Source organism: uncultured Acidovorax sp., from assembly GCF_964021665.1.
GTDB lineage: Bacteria > Pseudomonadota > Gammaproteobacteria > Burkholderiales > Burkholderiaceae_C > Acidovorax > Acidovorax temperans.
This window is the reverse complement of the sequence record NZ_CAXIAK010000002.1, coordinates 85,336-104,328: the sequence shown is the minus strand read 5'-3', so window position 1 is coordinate 104,328 and position 18,993 is coordinate 85,336. Positions and strand designations below refer to the sequence as shown.

Here is an 18,993-nt window from a genome sequence, read left to right as displayed (position 1 = left end):
CCCCACGGGGCTGCAGCCCGCGCTGGTGCTGGGTGCGGCCATGGGGAATCAAAGTATCACTAGCATTCGCTAGAAGAGCCCAAATTCCTTCAAACCCTCACCTCGGCCAGAGCACCCACAGCCGCAGGTTCTGCTTGAGCCGCCCGGCGATGTCTCCGGCCTCCTGGCCCCAGCCCGTGAAGTAGTCAGCCCGCACCGCGCCCAGGATGGCGCTGCCGGTGTCTTGCGCCAGCACCAGGCGGCTCAATTGCACCTGGGGGCCGCTGGAGGCCAGCCACACGGGCGTGCCGTAGGGAATGCTCTGGCGGTCCACCGCGATGGAGCGGCCGGGGGTGAGGGGCACGCCCTGCGCGCCCTTGGGGCCGAAGGCGGCGTCCATGCCAGCCAGAGGTTCTTCCTTGAAGAACACGTAGCGCGGGTTGGTCCACATCAGCTCGTTGGTGCGCTGCGGGTTGGCGGCCAGCCAGGCACGGATGCCGGGCCAGGTGGCGTCGCGGGTGTAGCCCTGGTCCAGCAGCCAGCGGCCAATGCTGCCGTAGGGCTGGTCGTTGGTGCCAGCGTAGGCTACGCGCACCAGGCTGGTGGAGCCGTCGGGCTCCATCACGCGCAGGCGGCCCGAGCCCTGGATGTGCAGCACCATCGATTCCACCGGGTCGCGCAGCCAGGCAATGGCGCGGCCCTGCAGCGCGGCCTGGGCTTCGGGCAGGGTTTCGATCTGCTGGCGGGTGTACCAGGGCTTGCGCGCGCCAAAGCCCGCTGGCGTCCGGTAAATGGGCACGTTGAAGCCGTTGCCGGGCTGGCGGGCGGCGTCCATCAGGGGTTCGTAGTAGGCGGTGAGCAGGCCGTCGGGGTTGCCGTCGGTGGTTTCCACGCGGTAGGGCTGCAAGCGCGCCATCATCCAGGCGCGCTGCTCATCGCCGCTGGCAATGCTGAGCTGCCGCACTTCGCTACACAGCGCGGTGAACGGCGCCACGGGCCGCTCGCAGCTTTTGATCCAGGCGTTCCAGGCCTCGTGCAGCGCGTCTTCGGTAAAGCCGGGCAGTTCGGCCCAGCGCACAGGCGTCCAGCGGCTCTTGGGCTGCGACAGGGGCGGCGGCAGCGGACCCGTGTCGCCGGGCAGCGCCATGGGCGCCGTGGGGCGGGTGGCCGGCAAGTCCCCAGGGGCCGAAGGGGATGGCGCGGGCGGGGTGGAGCAGGCAACGAGCGTTCCTACAATCAGCGCCGTTACGACCAGGCGCAGGAGTGTCAATTTCATGGGGCTGATTTTGCTTGAAGCGCTGCTGGCGCTGGTGGTGCTGATTGCCATTGTGTGGTGGACGATGTTCTCGGGCCGCAAAGGCGGCGAGATGGATCTGCCCGCACAGAACCCGAACCCCGAGGCCCCCGACGATCGCAAACCGCCAACGCCAGGCGGCTGAGGCGCGCCGCGCCGTCTGCGTCAGCACATGCGGCGTTGTCCTACATAGCTTGCCTGCCTGTGCTGATGGCGCACGCGGCCCCTGTGCGAGATCATTGCAGGCAGCGAGGCGTACCGCGCACCCTGTGCCGATGCCACCCTTGCACACCGATATTTCAAGGAGCACACATATGCGCAAACACATTCTTCTGGGCGTCAGCGCCGCTGTCATTCTGGCCACGGGCTGCGCAAGCATGGACGACACGCAGCGCCGCACAGCCACAGGCGCGGGCGTGGGTGCCCTGGCGGGGGCGGTGATCGGCTCGGCCACCGGCGGCAATGCGGGCACGGGTGCCGTGCTGGGCGCAGGTGTGGGGGCCCTGGGCACCTACATCTGGTCGCAAAACATGGAGCGGCAAAAGCGCGAAATGGAACAGGCCACGCGCGGCACGGGCATTGCCGTGTCGCAAACGGCGGACAACCAGTTGATGCTGAACATCCCCAGCGACATCTCGTTTGCCGTGGGCCGCTCTGACATCCAGCCCAACTTTGCGCCGGTGCTGGACCAGTTTGCGATGGGCCTGCGCAACAACCCGTATTCGGACGTGCGCATCGTGGGCCACACCGACAGCACGGGCAGCGACGCGGTGAACAACCCCCTGTCGGTAGACCGCGCCGCCAGCACCCGCAACTATCTGGTGAACCGGGGGGTGGACGGCCGCCGCATTTCCATCGACGGCATGGGCGAGCGCTACCCGATTGCCAGCAACGACACCGCCGAAGGGCGCGCACGCAACCGACGCGTGGAAATTTTTGTGGGTGAGCGCGCCCGCTGAGGCGGTGCTGCGCTCAGGCGTGGTTCAGCGCTGTTTTGAACCAGTGCCCAATCCAGCGCTCAATCCAGCGCTCAATGGCCGGTGCGCAGCAAGTTGGCCAGCTCGACAGCCGACTTGACGTGCATCTTGTCGAACACGCGTGAGCGGTGCACCTCCACCGTGCGCACGCTGATGTCGAGCTGATCGGCAATCAGCTTGTTGGGCAGACCGGCCACCACCAGATCCATCACATCGCGTTCGCGGTCGGTCAGCTCGCGCAGCCGCTCTTGCAGGCTGCTGCGCTCGCGCAACTCGGCCAGCCGCTCGCCCGACTGGGCCAGGGCCTGCTCGATGCGGTCCACCAAGGCATTGTCGGAAAACGGCTTTTCGCAAAAGTCGAAGGCGCCGCGTTTGACGGCATCGACCGCCGTGGGCACATCGGCATGCCCGGTGAGGAAGATGACGGGCATGGTGTGCAAGCTGCCCCGCGCCACCAGCAAGTCAAACAAGGCCAGGCCGCTCATGCCGGGCATGCGCACGTCCAGCAGCAGGCAGCAGGGCTGGCGCTGGGACGGCCGGGTCTGCAGCATGGCTTCAAAGGCCTCGGCACTGTCAAACGATTCGCTGGGCAGGCGGCGCGAACGCAGCAGCCAGGCCAGCGCTTCGCGCACGCCAGCGTCGTCGTCAACGATGTACACAGTCGCGTTGGATACGGGTTCCATGGCAAATATCAGTTGGGAGGGTGTTGCGTTCGTTACGCCCACTCGAACGCCAGCGCAGCCCGCGCCGGGAATGTCATATTTTGACCGGCAGGGTGAAAGTGAATACCGTACCACGCGGCTCGTTTGGCGCGAACCCAAAGTACCCGCCATGCTGCTCCACCACCGTGCGGCACAGGCTCAGCCCCAGGCCCATGCCCTCGGTGCGGGTGGTGAAGAACGGGGTGAACAGCTTTTTGGCCACCTCTTGCGGGATGCCGCTGCCGCCATCCGCCACCGAAAACTCCAGCCACCCGCTGTGCCCTTTGGACGCTGCACGCCGCACGCGGATGTCCAGCACGCGGGGGGTGATGGTGGGGTCGTCCATGGCCTGCATGGCGTTGCGCGCCAGGTTGAGCAGCACCTGCTCCACCATCGTGCGGTCGCACAGCGCGGGGGGCAGGTCGGGCTCGACCGAGGTGCGCACGCTCACGCCCAGCTTGCGGGCCTGCAGGTTCACCAGCGGCCAGATGGCCTCGATGAGCTGCTGGGCGGGCACGGCCTCGCGGGCCTGATCGCGGCGGCGCACAAAATCGTGCACGCTCTTGATGACTCGGCCCGCCCGCTCGGCCTGACGCGCAATCTGGCGCATGGCCATGCGCACGTCTTCCAGGTTCTGGCTTGAGGGCACCGGCTGGTCGCCGGACACCGACTCCAGCAGGTTCAGCGAACCCGTGGCATAGCTGGAGATGGCCGCCAGCGGCTGGTTCAGCTCGTGGCTGAGCAGCGAGGCCATCTCGCCCACCGTGGCCAGGCGGGCGGTGGCCTGCAGGCGCTCTTGCGAAGCGCGCGAAAGCTCTTCCACACGGCGCTGTTCGCTAATGTCCAGAAACGCGCTCATCCAGCCGGTGTGCAGGCCCTGGGCGTTGATGAGTGGGGCCTCGATGATCAGCACCGGAAAGCGCGTTCCATCCTTGCGCATGAATTCGGACTCAAACCCCTCCCGTGGCGGCACGCTTCCGGCAAAGCGGTGGGCCTGGCGCTGGCGGTATTCCTCGACCCGCTCCGGGGGCCAGTACGGGGCCGAGGCGGGGGCGGTGGTGCTGTAGCCCAGCAACTCTTGCGCCGTAAAGCCCACCATTTCGCAGAACGCGGGGTTGACGTAGGTGATGCGGCCTTCCAGGTCGCGCGCGCGCAGGCCGGTGACCAGCGAGTCTTCCATGGCCTTGCGAAACGCCAGCGCATCGCCCAGGTCGCGCTCGGCGCGCAGGCGGCGCCGGTTGTCGCGCACCAGCACGCCCACCACCGTGACCAGCGCGATCGACATGGCCGTGACCAGGGCCGTGAGCACATTCGGGAACACGCTGGGCGCGGTGTGCCAGGTGTCCAGGCGCAACACCAGCGTGGTGCCCGGCAGGTCCAGCAGCTGCTGCGCGGTGAACATGCGCGTACCCCGGCGCGAGGCGCCCAGCACGGCCAGCCGGGTGCCGTCTGGTTCGGTGAAAGAGGCTTCCTGGCTGCGCGTGAGGCTGGCACCCACCATGTCGGCCAGCACCGATTGCAGCGAATAGGTGGCAATCAAAAAGCCCGATGCACGCCCGTTGACGCTCAGGGGCAGGCACAGCTCCATGAGCTCGGAGCCGAGCCCGTCTGAGTGAGGCTGGTAGTAACTGCCGGAATACGCAGGGGCGCTCAGGCGCCGCGCGGTGCTGCACGCCTGATTGGCTTCCGAATGGCTGTTCTCGCGCATGCCCCGGTCCCACATCAGGGCGCGGTAGGGCGTTTGCACATGGGTGCGCAGGCGCATGGCGTTGTCGCGCCATTCAAGGCGCACCAGTTCGCGCTGCAGGCGCAGCAGTTCGGCCGCCTCCACCTCCCACGCCAGCAGGCCGGGGTCAGACGCGTGCAGGGCCTGCAGGCTCTGCAGGTTCCGGTTCAGCGCCACGCGCACATCAGAGACAGCATCGGCCGTATCACGCTCCAGCCGCGTTTGCACCTGGCTGGCTTCGTACCGCCCCGCGAGCCACACCATGGTGACCAGCATGGACACCACCAGAGCGATCAGGGCGGTCCACAGCGACCAGCGCCGCCACGCGCTGCGCCAGCGGCGCCAGATGGCGCGCGAAATGGTGCTCATAAAACGCGGTGGGTGAGTGCCGGCAACTGCTGGCGCACGCTGCGCAGCCGCTCGGGGTCCAGGTCAGCCAGCACCACGCCGGGGCCCTGGCCCTGCTGCGCCAGCACCTGGCCCCAGGGGTCGGCCACCAGGCTCTGGCCCCAGGTGTGGCGGCCGTTTTCGTGCACACCGCCCTGGGCGGGTGCCACCACGTAAGCCAGGTTCTCAATGGCGCGGGCGCGCAGCAGCACTTCCCAATGCGCCTGGCCGGTGACATGGGTGAAGGCGCTGGGCACCAGCAACACATCCGCACCCGCGTGGGCATGGGCGCGGAAAAGCTCGGGAAAGCGAAGGTCGTAGCACACTGACAAGCCCACCCGCCAGCAGTGGCCGTCGCGGGCGGGCAGGTCAAACTGCACCGGAGCGTTGTCGCCCGCTTCGATCACGCGGCCTTCATGAAACTGCTCGCGCCCGTTGTCAAACCAGAAGAGGTGGATCTTGTCGTAGCGGGCCACGCAGCGGCCATCTGGCGCAAACACCAGCGTGGTGTTGCGCACGCGCTGGGGGTCGGTGGTGCGCAGGGGCAGGGTGCCGCCCACAATCCACAGCCCGAGTTCGCCCGCGGTGCGGGCCAGGAAGCTCTGGATGGGGCCCTCGCCCCAGGCCTCCTGGTAGGCGAGCTTGTCGGTATCGCGCAGGCCCATGGCGCAGAAGTACTCGGGCAGCACGGCCAGTTCGGCACCGGCCTGCGCGGCCTCTTCCCGCAGCCCACCGCCGGTGGCCAGGCTCTCTTCGGGCCGGGGGCCAGACACCATCTGGATCGCAGCGACTTTCATCATGAGGGGTCTCCGGTGCGGAGGGTCTCAGGCGTGGCATTTTGCGGCCCAGGCGCGGCGGGGCTGGCCCCCTGAGCCGGTGAAGTGGCCTCGCGGCCGCGGCGCGGCACACGCACTACGCGAGGCTCGGCCCAGCCACCGTCGATGTGGAACTCCTGCGTGGCGGCCTCGATGAGCGGGCCACGCAGGAACACCTGCGCCAGGAAGCTGCCCAGCCCCACCACCGGGTTGATGGCTGTGGCCACCAGCGATGCCGTCATGGCGTTGATTTCGGGCACCACCACCACGCGCAGGTCCTGGGTTTCTTTCTCGATGTCGGCCTTGCCTTCCATCAGCACGGCGGCGTTCACGCCCTTCATCTGCAGGTTGTTGGTGGAGGCCACGCCCTGGTCGATCAGCATGTCGCCGCGCACGAAGTCAAATGCAAACCCTTCGCTAAACACATCCCGGAAATCGAGCGAGAGGCGGCGCGGCAGGGACTGCAGGCTGAGCACGCTCAGCAGCTTGGCCAGGCCCGGATCAGCCTTCAGAAACTGCCCGGATTCGATGTTGAGGTTGACCTGCCCGGCCATGGTGCGAAAGTCAGGACTGAACGGCGCGCCGATCCAGCCCACCTGCCCCTCCATGCGCCCTTTGCCCCGGCGCACCACATTGACCATGCCAAACCGCGCCAGCAGGTCGCCCGAGTCGCGGATGTCGAGCTTGAAGTTGAGCGCCGTGCGCCGCTCGGCGCTGCGCGGCTCGGCCACGCCCCGGGCACGGCTCAGCAAGGCCCAGTTGCCCGTGGCGGTCAGGCTGGCTTCAGGCGTGGTGATGTTGAACTTGCCCAGGCGCCACTCCCGCTGGGCCCCTTCGGCATTACGGTTCTGGGCTTCGATCTCGATGCGACCGAGCTTGCGGCCGCGCAGTTCGAAGTCGTCCACCACCACGTCCACCGCGGGCAGCGAGCCCGGTTGCTCGGCCAGCAGGTGCTCCACCTGCGTGGCTTCGCTCTGCGGCATGCTCAGGCGCGACAGGCGCGCAAACAGGCGGCCATTGCCCATGTCGCCCGCTGCGGGCTGGCGAAACTCCACATAGCCGTTGAGTTCGGAGGCGTCCAGGTTGGCACGCCACAGGTTGCCTTCGCGCAGCCCACCGGCCACCAGGTTGTGCAGGGTGCGGCCTTGGGCCGACAGCTCGGTGGCGCGCAGGGCCACCACGTTGGGCAGGTAGTCCATGGCCGGGGACGGAGCCGGGCCGGGGCCCATCACGGCGGTGGCGCCGGGGCGTGCACCGCCAACAGCCCCACCTGCAGCACTGCCGGACGCGCTGGTGGACCGGGTAAACAGACGCTCCCACGCATCCACATCCACCCGGCCCAGCCGGATGTTGGCGGCCACGCCCTCGGCCACCACCGGCGCAGATTCACCGGCCGGCAGGCCCACGCCCATCGAGCCGCGCAGCACCCGGGGCTGGGCGCCTGCCAAATCGCGCAGGTAGGTGGCCGAGCCGATGCTGCCCAGGTCCAGGGTGACCTGATCGCGCAGCGGCGGCGGCGTGGCCCCGGCGGCAACGGGCACCAGGGATTCGCGCGCCACCATTTGTTCATAGCGCAGGGGTTGCTGGGCGTCGGCCGTCTTGCCCAGGGGCGCGGGCAGGTCCAGTGCCATGCCCTGCAGGGTGGTGTTGACCTGCAGCTCGGGCACCCCCCGGCGGAACGACAGCGCCAGGCTGTAGGGCGCGCTGCCGGTGGCGTTTTGCGCCAGTTGCGACACAAACCCCAGCGAAGGGGTTTGCTGCAGCCCCTGGGCTGTGGCCACGCCCTGCGCGCGCAGCTGGATGGCGGCCTCGGACGGCGGCGCCCCGGCAGGCAGGGCGCGCATGCCGCCTTCCAGCCGCACATCGCCGCCCAGCGCGCGGGCTTGCACACCGCTCAGGGTGAAGCCGGTGTCAGAAAACTGCACCACGCCCCGCGCGCGGCTCAGGGCGGGCGTGTCGGGGGTGATGCGCACCTCGTTGCCCGCCAGCGTCACGCTGCCCTGCACCTTGGATTTGTCAATTTCGCTGATCGGCAGGCTCAGTCGCAGTTGCAGATCGGCATTGCCCGTGCCGCTGGCCTGGGCCAGGGCGTTGCCCGTCATGCGCGCCAGGGGCGAGGTGGCCATGAGGCCCAGCATTTCAGACAGCGGCCCCCGCGCCTCGGCGTTCACCCCCACCACGGTGCGATCCAGGTTGGGAATCTGCGCCTCCACCTTGGTCAGGCGCGTTTGCGGCAAGCCCATGAAGGTGCCTGTCGCCCCCTTTACCTGCATGGACGAGCGCTCAAAGATCAGCTCGCCCGCCAGCTGCGTCAGGGCGGGCCAGCGCAGCGCTTCGTTGGGCTGCAGGCTGGGCGGCACATAGGCATAGGTCACGTCCTTCACCTTCGCGGCGATGCGGAAGTCGCCCCGCTTGGGGTCGTTGAAGGGCATCTCGTGCAGGTCGCCCCGCACCTTGAAATCCACATGGCTGGCCACCCCCGCCACCACCGCCTGCTCGACATAGCGGCGCGACTCGGCCGGAATGCTCAGCGGCAGGTAGCGGTGCACCCTCGTGCCATCGGCCCGGGTGAGCGCACCCGACAAATCCAGCACGCCCGGAAAGCGCGAGCCGTGCGCCACGCGGGCAGGGTCGCTGGTGTGCCACGACACGCGCGCCTGGCCCTGGGCATCGGCATTGGCAAAGTGGATGTCGCTGGCCTGCACCGCAATGCGCTCGCCCTCCAGCTGCCAGCGCACATTGGCGCCAAATTCGTCCAGCGGCAGCACGGGGTCTTCAAACACGCCGGGCAGCACCAGGGCACCGGCCTCGATGGCCAGGGTGGCCTTGCCGCCGGCCTGGTTCAGGTCAAATTCCGCGTTGGCGTTGCGCAAGCCCAGCGTACGGTTCGCCTCTTTCGGGGCGGCCCCGGCCAGCGTCAGACCCTGCACCTGCCCACCCACCTGGTATTGCTGCAGGGCATCGAGCGGCCCTTTCCAGGTGGCCTGGATTTCCTGCACCATGCCCTGGGGCGCATAGGTGGCAATGGCATCGTGGGCGGCGGAAGACAGGGGCAGGCGGCTGGCAATCTGGGCCAGCGCGGCCAGGTCCAGCTTGTCGGCACGGAACTCGCCTTGCGCAGGCGCCTTGCCAGAAGCCTCGGTGTATTGCAGCTTGAGGTTGCCACCCGGCCAGTGCAGGCCATCGTCGGCCACAAATTGCAGCCCCTGGGTGGAAAATTCAAAGCCCCCCTGCAGGCGGCGCCCCCCCAGGCGGCCTTCGATGGAGGGCAACTGCAGCGCCTGCAACCCCGCACCCAGGGTGGCGTGCACGTCGGCCAGCGCCAGGTCGGCCGTGCCGCCCACGATCTGGCCGCGCTGCACATCGGCCCAGGCCCGCAGGGCACCACGGCCGCGCGCCACGTCAATGCCCACATCGGCATGGTGGCGCAGGCGCGAGACATCGACCCGCGAGAAATGGGCAAACAGCTGCCCGTTCCAGTGCTTCCAATTGCTGTCACGCACCCGCAGCAGCGGCGCGCGGAACATGCCCACCAGCGTGAAGCGGTCGCCCCAGGCCTCGGGGGGCGTGGCGTCCACGCGCAGGCTGTGGCGCCAGTTGCCGTTGCGCAGCACCACATCCACCTTCTGCAGCGACAGCTCGGGCGCGCCGCGCATCTCGTCGTTCCAGCGCACGGTGCCCTCGCGGATCACCACCTCGCCTTGTGAAAACAGCCAGTCGGTGGCCGCACTGCTGTCGCCGGTGCCCTGCGAGATGGGCAGGCCGGCCACAAAAATCCGGCCATCAGCAGCGCGGCGAATGTCCAGATCGGGCGAGGCGATATACAGCTGCTCAAAACCCCAGTGCAGCAACGAGCGTGGCGACAGCGACACCACCACACGGGGCAGGCGCAGCGCGGCCCGGTTTTCGCCGTCCAGCAGCGCCACATCCAGCAGCTCGATGGAGGGGATCAACCCCTCGGAACGGGCCGAGATTTCACCGATGCGAACGGCCACCCCTAATGCCCGCGTGGCTTGCGCCTCGATCTGAGGGCGAAACTCGCCGATTCGCGGCACAATCCAGCCATGAAGGGCACCCCAGGCCATGGCCAGCAACAACCACAGGGCCAGCATCAATCCCAAAGACCAACGCGCAAACCCAGCCACGATTTTGAGCAAGCGGGTGGGGCGAGGGGTCGATTCGGTCATGTTGCGCGTGAAGGTGGCCGGAATTATGACCCGCCCCCAGGGGCTCGGTTCCGCAAGGTTTTTGCCAGCGTGTTAGCCCCTGTTACGCCCGTACTGCCACCCCTGACCGGCACTTTGCGCCCGGCCTGCAGGCCTTGTTGCGCCTGACGTGTTCCACCCACAGCCTTCCGCCTTCTTCGATCGCCGCGCCTGCCATGCAGAACATTGCCTCCGCCCTTTCCCCCTGCGCCACCATTGCTCCCAGTGACGGGCAGGCCGAGCATTCGCGCTTTTTCCAGCGGCTGCACCGCCGCTATGGGCAGGACCTGGCCCTGCTGCCGCCGGGCGCTCCCACCCGGGCCACGATGGAAGAGGCCATGGCCGCCCTGCGCGCGCGGGGTGTGGACATGGCCAGCGCCCTGCGCACGGTGCGGCAACTGGTCATGGAACGGCTCATCCGCCTGGACTGCGAAGCGCGTGCGCCCCTGGGCGACATCACCCGCGCCGTGACCGAGCTGGCCGAACTGGCCCTGGACCACGCCTGCCGCCACGCCCGTGAAGAGCTGGACAGCCGCCACGGCGCGCCCCAGGGCCCGCAAGGGCAGCCGGTGCAGTTGTGGATCATCGGCATGGGCAAGCTGGGCGCGCGCGAGCTGAACGTGTCGAGCGACATCGACCTGATCTATGTGTATGAGCACGACGGCGACACCGCAGGCATCGAGGGCGGCCGGGGCCGCATCTCCAACGACGAATACTTCGCCCGCGCCGTCAAGGCCATCTACAGCCTGGTGGGCGACACCACCGAGCACGGCTTTGTCTTCCGCGTGGACCTGGCCCTGCGGCCCAACGGCAACTCCGGCCCGGCAGCCATCTCGCTGTCGGCACTGGAAGAATATTTGCAGGTGCAAGGCCGCGAGTGGGAGCGCTTTGCCTGGCTCAAGAGCCGCGTCGTGGCCCCCACGAGCTGCATTGGCAGCCCCGAGGTACAGGCCCTGCGCGGGGTGGTGTTGCCGTTTGTTTTCCGCCGCTACCTGGACTACAGCGTGTTTGATGCGCTGCGTTCGCTGCACCGCCAGATCCGCGACCACGCCGCCAAGCGCAGCGCGGGCCACCCCGAGCGTGCCAACGATGTGAAGCTCTCGCGCGGCGGCATCCGCGAGATTGAATTCACCGTACAGCTCTTGCAGGTGGTGCGCGGGGGCCAGTTCCCCGAACTGCGCCGCCGCCCCACGCTGGAGGCCCTGCAGCGCCTGGCCCAGGCCGGGCTGATGCCGCAGGAAACGGCCGACGCCATGGCCCGCGCCTACGTCTTCTTGCGCCAGGTGGAGCACCGCATCCAGTACCTGGACGACCAGCAGACCCATGTGCTGCCCACGCGCGACGACGACCTGGCCTGGATTGCCAGCACCATGGGCTACCCTGACTGCTGCGCCTTTTTGCACGAGCTGGACGCCCACCGCGAGCTGGTGGCGCAAGAATTCGACACCCTGCTGGGCGGCAACGAGAAGAAGCAATGCAACGGCGGCGGCTGCGGCGGCCCCAAGGCATCGGCTCCGCCCCCACCCGAGCTGGAAAGCCTGCTGGAACAACTGCCCGAAGACTTTCGCGAACGCGTGGCCGAGTGGCGCAACAACCCGCGCGTGGCCAACCTGCGCGACGAGGCCCGGGCGCGGCTGTTCCGCATCGTGCAGCGCACCGCCCAGTGGCTGGGCGAAGGCCGCTGCAGCCTGGAAGCTGCCGGGCGCCTGACCAACTGGCTCGAACCCCTGATGCGCCGCGAAAGCTACCTGGCCCTGCTGCTGGAGCGCCCGCCCGTGCACCAGCAACTGCTGGCCCTGCTGGGCGCCGCCAAATGGCCCGCCCGCTACCTGCTGCAGCACCCCGGCGTGATTGACGAGCTGGTGGGCGACACGCTGATGGCCGAGCGCTTTGTGGTGGCCGACTTTGAACGCGAACTGGCCCAGCGGCTCAAGTCGCTGCAGTCCACCGGAGAAGACGACGACGAAACCCTGCTGAACCTGCTGCGCCGTGCCCAGCATGCCGAAACCTTCCGCACCCTGGCGCGCGACGTGGGCGGGCGCATCACCGTCGAGCAAGTGGCCGACGACCTGAGCGCCCTGGCCGACAGCGTGCTGCGCATCACCACCCAGTGGTGCTGGAACCGCCTGAAAAACCGCCACCGCGAGGTGCCGCAGTTCGGCATCATTGGCTACGGCAAGCTGGGCGGCAAAGAGCTGGGCTACGGCAGCGACCTGGACATCGTCTTTGTGTTCGACGACGACGACGAGCGCGCCCCCGAGGTGTATGCCGCCTTTGTGCGCAAGCTCATCAACTGGCTCACCGTCAAAACCGGCGAGGGCGACCTGTACGAGATCGACACCGCGCTGCGCCCCAACGGCAATTCGGGTCTGCTGGTGACCAGCTTTGAGGCCTATGCCAACTACCAGCAGCAGCGCGGCAGCAACACCGCCTGGACCTGGGAACACCAGGCCATGACCCGCGCCCGCTTCGTGCTGGGCAGTCCCGAGCTGCAGGCCCGCTTTGATGCCGTGCGCGAAGCCGTCATCACCTCGGCCCGCGACGCCAGCGCGCTCAAGGAAGAGATCGTCACCATGCGCGAGCGCGTGCGCTCCGCCCACCCGGTGCCCAGCGGCATGTTTGAGGTCAAGCACAGCCCGGGCGGCATGGTCGATGCCGAATTTGCCGTGCAGTACCTGGTGCTGTCGCAATCTGGCGCCCACCCCGAGCTGCGCGGCAACCTGGGCAACATCGCCCTGCTGGAGAGGGCCGAGCAAGTGGGCCTGCTGCCCGCAGGCGTGGGCCACGCCGCCGCCAACGCCTACCGCGAACTGCGCCGCGTGCAACACCGCGCACGGCTGGACGAAGCCCCCACCCAGGTCGAGCCCCCTGCCCTGCAAGCCGAGCGCGATGCCGTGCTGGCGCTGTGGCAGGCAGTGTTCGGGGCCGGGCACTGAGGCTGCGGCATGTCCAGCCAGAACTTGCATCTGATGCGGGGATGATGCCTGTCGCCCTGCAGCTGGATAGACAAGCCCACACCCCTGCAGCCCGTTGAACGCCCGAACTACAGGGCAAGCCCGGGGGTTTGCAAGCTTTTCACAGTTGCAGTTCTCGGGATAATGGCCTCCGCCTATGAACCTCGTCCCCATCAATTCCGAGTCGGTGCCCCTCGGCCAACCCCTGCCTTTTGCGCTGCGTTCCGCCAATGGCGCGTTGCTGGCCCAAAAAGGCTTTGTGGTGAGTGATGCCAAAGCGTTGAACGACATCACGGGCATGGGCATTCAACTGTGCGTGGATGTGGACGAATCCGGCGACAGCTACCGCGCCTACGTGGGCCGCTTGCAGCAAATGCTGATGGCGGAAACCTCGCTGGGCGAGCTGGCGTCTGTGAAGATGAGCGCCCCGGCACCGGCGCCTGCCCCTGCCCGCAACCGCGAAGAGCGCGGGCCCCTGGACTGGTCCGAGCTGCAACTGCGCGTGACGCAGGTGCTGCGGGCGCCCAAGGCGGTGGATTTTCGGGAGCGCCTGCAGGCCCTGCACGAAGACCTGGCCCGCCGCTGCGAGCAGGCGCCAGACGCCACTTTGCTGGCCCTGATTTTCCTATCGGCCCAGGAAACCCGCCTGTACAGCGGCACCCACGCCATGCTGGTCAGCTGCGTCTGCATGGTGGTGGCCCGCGAAATGCTGCGGTGGTCGCCCGCCCAGGTGCGCCGCCTGGGTGCTGCGGGCCTGACCATGAACATTGCCATGACCGAGCTGCAAGACCAGCTCGCACAGCAATCCCAGCCCCTGACCGCACGCCAGATTGCCGCCGTGGAAGACCACGCCGCCCGCTCGGCGGCGATGCTGGCCGAGCTGGGGGTGACCGACGAGGTGTGGCTGGAGGCCGTGCGCCACCACCACCACCGCAAGCCCGGCCCCTTCGCCGAAAAGACCGAAGGCGAGCAAATGGCCCGCCTGATCCAGCGCGCTGACGTGTTTGGCGCGCGCATCTCACCCCGCGCCTCGCGCTGGCCCATGCCCGTGACTGCGGCCATGAAGGCCAGCTATTACGACGAGGAAAACAAGGTGGACGAAGCGGGCGCCGCCCTCGTCAAAGGCCTGGGCGTGTACCCTCCCGGCGCCTTTGTGCGCCTGGCCAGCGAGGAAGTGGGCGTGGTGCTGCGCCGCGGCATCAGCGCCACCACCCCGCGCGTGGCCATTGTTACCAACCGCCTGGGCATGCCCACGGGCGAGTTCATCCCGCGCGACACATCGCAGCCGCAATGGAAGATCACCGGCGTGGTCGCCCACAAGGACGTGCGCGTCAAGATCGCGCTGGACCGGCTGCTCCCGCTGGTCTGACCCCCTGCGGCGGCCGCAAGCCCCCGCACCCCTCTCGCAACCCCCTACCCGGCGCCTGGCTTTGGCTGGAGGGCGTTCGCGTCGCCAGCAGGCGCTGGGCCCAGGTATCTCTGCGCCTGCGCAGTCCAATAGCTATTAAAAACATAGCTGCTTGCGCTTATCTGGCGGGCTTTACACCCATTTCTTGCTTGAAAACCGATGCTCCCTGGCCCGCCAGGTGGTCGGACACGCGTGCTGAATTCAAACGCGCAGGTCAACCTTATACCAATCAGTACAAATAAAAACTCACTTGGACAAAAAATGATTCAGCGGTTAAATTGCTTACCCATCACTTCAGAGAAAACCATGCGCGCCGCACTGACCCATCGTTACATCGTCGTCCAACTGGCCATAGTGGGGCTATGGGGGTTTGCCAACCCGGCCGCCGCCGCCAGCGCTGCCGCCTGCCCGGCCACGCTGCAGCACACCTATCTGCGCCTGCAGGACGAAAAGCCCCAGTCGCTGTGCCAGTACGCGGGCAAGGTGGTGCTGGTGGTGAACACGGCCAGTTACTGCGGATTCACCGGCCAGTACAAGGGGCTGGAAGAGCTGTACAGCCGCTACAAGGACAAGGGGCTGGTGGTGCTGGGCTTCCCGTCCAACGATTTCGCACAGGAAAAGAGCAGCAACAAGGAGATTGCCGACTTTTGCGAAAACACCTTCGGAGTGAAGTTCCCCATGTTTGCCAAGACCGCCGTGCGCGGGGCCGACGCGTCGCCCTTTTACAAGCAACTGGCCCAGCTCTCGGGCACGGCGCCCAAGTGGAACTTCCACAAATACCTGCTGGGCCGCGATGGCCGGCTGGTGGACAACTATTCCAGCATGACCGCCCCCGACAGCAAGAGCCTGGTGCGGGCCATTGAGCAGCAGCTCGCGGTGGCGGCGCCCCGCTGAGCGGCAACCCTTCTTTACTTTTCTTTAAAAAAAATGCGCGATCAGCTCTGGAACTTCTGCAAAGGGGCCCCACTCTACCCCCTGCAAGAGCGCGGTACGTGCTCTCCCGGTTTAACGTTGCGAAGCCTTTCGGTGCCTCGGGTTCCGACTGCCCTCCTGGAGCGCTTCTCCTCCCTCCCTCTCTTATTCGTTTCGGGATGCTTCGCAACCTTTTTATTCGCTGAGTCGGCCAGAGGGGGCCGGCCATGAAAGTCGCCATCATCGGCTCCGGCATCTCCGGCCTTTCGGTGGCGCACCAGCTGCGCAGCCAGGCGCAAGTCACCCTGTTTGAATCCGGCAGCTACTTTGGCGGCCACACCCACACGGTGGATGTGACCCTGCCCGATGCAGCGGGCAAGGCCGTCACCCACGGCGTGGACACGGGCTTTCTGGTCTTCAACGAGCGCACCTACCCCCACCTGATCGCGCTGCTGGCCGAGCTGGGCGTGGCCACGGCCCCATCGGACATGTCGTTCTCGGTACAAGTGCCGGGCGCGCGTGGCGGCAAGGCACTGGAGTGGAGCGGCACCAACCTCTCAACCGTGTTCGCCCAGCGCAGCAACCTGGTGAACCCCCGCTTCTGGGGCATGCTGACCGACCTGCTGCGCTTCAACCGGCTGTGCACCCGCATCGCCCAGGCCCATGCCGAGCAGGCGCTGATGCAGCCGCTGGGCGACTTTCTGAAGGAACACCGCTTTGGCGACGCCTTCCGCGACTGGTACTTCCTGCCCATGCTGGGCTGCATCTGGAGCTGTCCCACGGATCAGATGCTGAAGTTCCCGGTGGCAACGATGATCCGCTTCTGCCACAACCACGGCCTGATCCAGGTGGCCAACCGGCCCCAGTGGTGGACGGTGACCGGCGGCGCCCGCAACTACGTCGAAAAAATCCTGGCTGGTGTGCCCGACAAGCGCCTGAACACCCCCGTGCGCCGCATCGAGCGCGACGCTGCGGGTGTGCGCGTGTCCACCGACCAGGGCACCGAGCATTTCGACCATGTGGTGCTGGCCACGCATTCCGACCAATCCCTGGCGCTGCTGGCGCAACCCACGGCGCAGGAACGTGAGGTGCTGGGCGCCATCCGCTACCAGCCCAACCGCGCCGTGCTGCACACCGACACCACGGTGCTGCCCCAGCGCCGCGCTGCCTGGGCCGCCTGGAATTACGAGCGCGCCCAGCAGACCGACCGCGAAAGCGCGCGAGAAAGCACCAGTGTGTGCCTGCACTACCTGCTCAACCAGCTGCAGCCCCTTCCGTTTGCCCAGCCGGTGGTGGTGTCGCTCAACCCGGTGCGCAACATCAACCCGCGCCAGATCATTGGCGAGTACGAATACGCCCACCCCGTGTTCGACCTGGGCGCCATTGCCGCGCAGCAGCAGGTGCCCGCGCTGCAAGGCCAGCACCACACCTGGTTCTGCGGCGCGTGGACGGGTTACGGCTTCCACGAAGACGGGCTCAAGTCCGGCCTGGCCGTGGCACGCCAACTGGCACCGCTGCTGCAAGCACCCCAAAGGCTGGCCGCATGACCAACCTGCGCCCCACGCCCGCCGCGCAGCCCCTGCTGGGTTTTGGCCAGGTGCGCCACACCCGGCTGCGGCCACGCAGGCACGCGTTTGCCTACGGCACGTTCTTCCTGATGCTGCCCATGCGCACGCTGGCGCAAGGTGGGCGGGATGGCGCGCTGGCAGTGAACCGGCGCGGGGCCATCAGCTTTCACGACGTGGACCATGGCGATGGCCGCAGTGCCGAGCAAGGCGGTGCCCTGGCGTGGCTGGATGGCCTGCTGCAAGCCGAAGGCATTGACGACGCCACGGGCGAGGTGTGGCTGCACACCTACCCACGCGTGCTGGGCTACACCTTCAAGCCGGTGAGCTTCTGGTACTGCCACCGCGCCGACGGCAGCCTGCGCGCCATCCTGGTCGAGGTGAACAACACCTTTGGCGAGCGCCATTGCTATCTGCTCGACGCCCCGCAGTACGGTGTGGAGCAACAGGCGCGCAAGGTGTTCCACGTATCGCCGTTTTGCGAAGTGACGGGTGGCTACCGCTTTCGCTTCATGCGCACCGCGCCCGGCACCGATGACGCGGGCCGCACCGTGGTGCGCATTGATTACGACGACGCCAGCGGCCCCCTCATTCAGACCAGCGTGAGCGGCACCCTGCAACCCGCCACCGCCCGCACCCTGCGCCAGGCGCTGTGGGGCTACCCGGCCATGACGCTGGCCATCATCGCCCGCATCCACTGGCACGCGCTGCAGCTGTGGCTCAAGCGCGTGCGCTTTCATCGCAAGCCCGAGGCCCCGGCCTCGATCGTGACCCGTTGACATGCACGACCCGTATTCCGCACCCACCTGCGAGACCACTGCCATGAACTCCACCACCGCACCCCGTTCTGCCCTGGCCTTGCCCGCTGGCACGCCCGCTGCCGCGCGCACCGCACTGCAACTGCTGCAGCGCCTGCAGCATGGCCACCTCACGGTGCAGCTGCCCGACGGCACGCAGCGGCACTTTGGCCCCGGTGGCGGCCCCTCGGCAGCCATTGCCTTCAAGAACTGGAACGTGTGCAGTGCCGCCCTCAAGTCGGGCGACATCGGCTTTGCCGAGAGCTATATCGCGGGCGACTGGACCACGCCCCACCTGACCGACCTGCTCAAGCTCCTCATCGCCAACCGCCAGCAGGTGGAAGGCGTGATCTACGGCACCTGGGCCGGGCGGCTGCTGTACCGCATCAAGCACCTGCTCAACCGCAACACCAAGGCCAACAGCCAGAAGAACATCCACGCGCATTACGACCTGGGCAACGCGTTTTATGAGCTGTGGCTGGACGACACGATGAACTACTCGTCCGCCTGGTTCGAGGGCGATGCGGGGGGTGACATGCGCACCGCCCAGCTCGCCAAGGTGCGCCGCGCGCTGCGCATGGCCGGTGTGCAGCCGGGCGACCGGGTGCTGGAGATTGGCTGCGGCTGGGGCGCGCTGGCCGAAATGGCCACCACCGAATTCGGCGCCACGCTCACCGGTGTGACGCTGTCCACCGAACAGCTCGCGTTTGCCCGCAAGCGCATGGCGCAGCACGGCGTGGCGGGCCAGGCCGACCTGCGCCTGCAGGACTACCGCGACATCAACGACGGCCCGTACGACGCCATTTGCTCCATCGAAATGGTGGAAGCCGTGGGGCGCGAGTACTGGCCCACGTACTTTGCCTCCATCAAGCGCCTGCTCAAGCCCGGTGGCAAGGCGTGCATCCAGAGCATCGTGATCGACGACGGGCTGTTCAAGCGCTACATCAGCTCCACCGATTTCATCCAGCAGTACATCTTCCCCGGCGGCTGCCTGCCCTGCCCGCGCGAATTCCGCCGCGAGGCCGAAGCAGCAGGCCTGCGCGTGATGGACGAATTCGCCTTTGGGCAGGACTACGCCGAAACCCTCAAGCGCTGGCGCGAGCGCTTCCTGGCGCAGCGCGCAGAGATTTTGAAGCTGGGCTTTGACGAGCGCTTCATGCACATCTGGGAGTTCTACCTCGCCTACTGCGAAGCCGCGTTCGCCATGCAGAACATCGACCTCGTGCAGTACACGCTGGTGAACGACAGCGCCGCCGCCTGACCACCTCCTTCC

General features: G+C 67.5%; 13 protein-coding genes. 8 read left to right on the top strand and 5 right to left on the bottom strand.

Annotated elements, in window-relative coordinates; all coding sequences use genetic code 11:
- Positions 1–97 precede the first annotated feature (97 nt).
- Entirely contained in the window at positions 98–1,306 is a 1,209-nt protein-coding gene (locus AADJ04_RS00990; RefSeq protein WP_341238457.1) for an MltA domain-containing protein, read from the bottom strand.
- On the opposite strand from AADJ04_RS00990, the gene AADJ04_RS00985 reads away from it, so the two are divergent.
- Both AADJ04_RS00985 and AADJ04_RS00980 read left to right on the top strand, forming a co-directional pair.
- Complete coding sequence (locus tag AADJ04_RS00985; RefSeq protein WP_341238456.1) at positions 1,254–1,418, top strand: hypothetical protein; 165 nt, start codon at positions 1,254–1,256, stop codon at positions 1,416–1,418. The two genes, AADJ04_RS00990 and AADJ04_RS00985, sit on opposite strands and share 53 nt — an antisense overlap.
- Positions 1,419–1,587: 169 nt before the next feature.
- Positions 1,588–2,232, top strand: a complete 645-nt coding sequence (locus AADJ04_RS00980; RefSeq protein WP_341238455.1) for an OmpA family protein — start codon at positions 1,588–1,590, stop codon at positions 2,230–2,232.
- A 71-nt stretch (positions 2,233–2,303) separates the two neighbouring features.
- Here the strand turns inward: AADJ04_RS00980 and AADJ04_RS00975 are convergent, their stop codons facing one another.
- From AADJ04_RS00975 to AADJ04_RS00960, 4 genes are all read right to left on the bottom strand, one after another.
- The gene (locus AADJ04_RS00975) at positions 2,304–2,933 is read right to left on the bottom strand and encodes a response regulator (protein WP_341238454.1); all 630 of its coding nucleotides are present in this window, start codon (positions 2,931–2,933) and stop codon (positions 2,304–2,306) included.
- Positions 2,934–3,006: 73 nt separating this feature from the next.
- Entirely contained in the window at positions 3,007–5,046 is a 2,040-nt protein-coding gene (locus tag AADJ04_RS00970) for an ATP-binding protein (RefSeq protein WP_341238453.1), read from the bottom strand.
- Positions 5,043–5,861, bottom strand: coding sequence for a carbon-nitrogen hydrolase family protein (locus AADJ04_RS00965; protein ID WP_341238452.1), 819 nt, complete (start codon positions 5,859–5,861; stop codon positions 5,043–5,045). Before AADJ04_RS00965 ends, AADJ04_RS00970 begins: the two co-directional genes overlap by 4 nt.
- Positions 5,861–10,066, bottom strand: coding sequence for a YhdP family protein (locus tag AADJ04_RS00960; RefSeq protein WP_341238451.1), 4,206 nt, complete (start codon positions 10,064–10,066; stop codon positions 5,861–5,863). Before AADJ04_RS00960 ends, AADJ04_RS00965 begins: the two co-directional genes overlap by 1 nt.
- 194 nt (positions 10,067–10,260) lie before the next feature.
- Here AADJ04_RS00960 and glnE point away from each other — a divergent pair, with 194 nt between their 5' ends.
- From glnE to AADJ04_RS00930, 6 genes are all read left to right on the top strand, one after another.
- The gene (glnE, locus tag AADJ04_RS00955) at positions 10,261–13,020 is read left to right on the top strand and encodes a bifunctional [glutamate--ammonia ligase]-adenylyl-L-tyrosine phosphorylase/[glutamate--ammonia-ligase] adenylyltransferase (protein ID WP_341238450.1); all 2,760 of its coding nucleotides are present in this window, start codon (positions 10,261–10,263) and stop codon (positions 13,018–13,020) included.
- Positions 13,021–13,195: 175 nt separating this feature from the next.
- On the top strand, positions 13,196–14,407 hold the full coding sequence (locus AADJ04_RS00950; protein ID WP_341238449.1) for an HD domain-containing phosphohydrolase: 1,212 nt from the start codon (positions 13,196–13,198) through the stop codon (positions 14,405–14,407).
- 345 nt (positions 14,408–14,752) lie between these two features.
- Entirely contained in the window at positions 14,753–15,340 is a 588-nt protein-coding gene (locus AADJ04_RS00945) for a glutathione peroxidase (protein ID WP_341238448.1), read from the top strand.
- 245 nt (positions 15,341–15,585) lie between these two features.
- Positions 15,586–16,905, top strand: coding sequence for an FAD-dependent oxidoreductase (locus tag AADJ04_RS00940; RefSeq protein WP_341238447.1), 1,320 nt, complete (start codon positions 15,586–15,588; stop codon positions 16,903–16,905).
- A complete protein-coding gene (locus AADJ04_RS00935) occupies positions 16,902–17,702 on the top strand; it encodes a DUF1365 domain-containing protein (RefSeq protein WP_341238446.1) in 801 nt (266 codons plus the stop codon). Before AADJ04_RS00940 ends, AADJ04_RS00935 begins: the two co-directional genes overlap by 4 nt.
- 43 nt (positions 17,703–17,745) lie before the next feature.
- Positions 17,746–18,981 (top strand): cyclopropane-fatty-acyl-phospholipid synthase family protein, encoded by a 1,236-nt coding sequence (locus AADJ04_RS00930; protein WP_341238445.1) that lies wholly within the window; start codon positions 17,746–17,748, stop codon positions 18,979–18,981.
- Positions 18,982–18,993: the final 12 nt, after the last annotated feature.

What these genes read in the sequence shown, in the direction of transcription:
- AADJ04_RS00985 (WP_341238456.1), top strand. Translation starts at nt 1,254, where the DNA reads ATGGGGCTGATTTTGCTTGAAGCGCTGCTGGCGCTGGTGGTGCTGATT.
- AADJ04_RS00990 (WP_341238457.1), bottom strand. Translation starts at nt 1,306, where the DNA reads ATGGCAATCAGCACCACCAGCGCCAGCAGCGCTTCAAGCAAAATCAGC.
- AADJ04_RS00980 (WP_341238455.1), top strand. Translation starts at nt 1,588, where the DNA reads ATGCGCAAACACATTCTTCTGGGCGTCAGCGCCGCTGTCATTCTGGCC.
- AADJ04_RS00975 (WP_341238454.1), bottom strand. Translation starts at nt 2,933, where the DNA reads ATGGAACCCGTATCCAACGCGACTGTGTACATCGTTGACGACGACGCT.
- AADJ04_RS00970 (WP_341238453.1), bottom strand. Translation starts at nt 5,046, where the DNA reads ATGAGCACCATTTCGCGCGCCATCTGGCGCCGCTGGCGCAGCGCGTGG.
- AADJ04_RS00965 (WP_341238452.1), bottom strand. Translation starts at nt 5,861, where the DNA reads ATGAAAGTCGCTGCGATCCAGATGGTGTCTGGCCCCCGGCCCGAAGAG.
- AADJ04_RS00960 (WP_341238451.1), bottom strand. Translation starts at nt 10,066, where the DNA reads ATGACCGAATCGACCCCTCGCCCCACCCGCTTGCTCAAAATCGTGGCT.
- glnE (WP_341238450.1), top strand. Translation starts at nt 10,261, where the DNA reads ATGCAGAACATTGCCTCCGCCCTTTCCCCCTGCGCCACCATTGCTCCC.
- AADJ04_RS00950 (WP_341238449.1), top strand. Translation starts at nt 13,196, where the DNA reads ATGAACCTCGTCCCCATCAATTCCGAGTCGGTGCCCCTCGGCCAACCC.
- AADJ04_RS00945 (WP_341238448.1), top strand. Translation starts at nt 14,753, where the DNA reads ATGCGCGCCGCACTGACCCATCGTTACATCGTCGTCCAACTGGCCATA.
- AADJ04_RS00940 (WP_341238447.1), top strand. Translation starts at nt 15,586, where the DNA reads ATGAAAGTCGCCATCATCGGCTCCGGCATCTCCGGCCTTTCGGTGGCG.
- AADJ04_RS00935 (WP_341238446.1), top strand. Translation starts at nt 16,902, where the DNA reads ATGACCAACCTGCGCCCCACGCCCGCCGCGCAGCCCCTGCTGGGTTTT.
- AADJ04_RS00930 (WP_341238445.1), top strand. Translation starts at nt 17,746, where the DNA reads ATGAACTCCACCACCGCACCCCGTTCTGCCCTGGCCTTGCCCGCTGGC.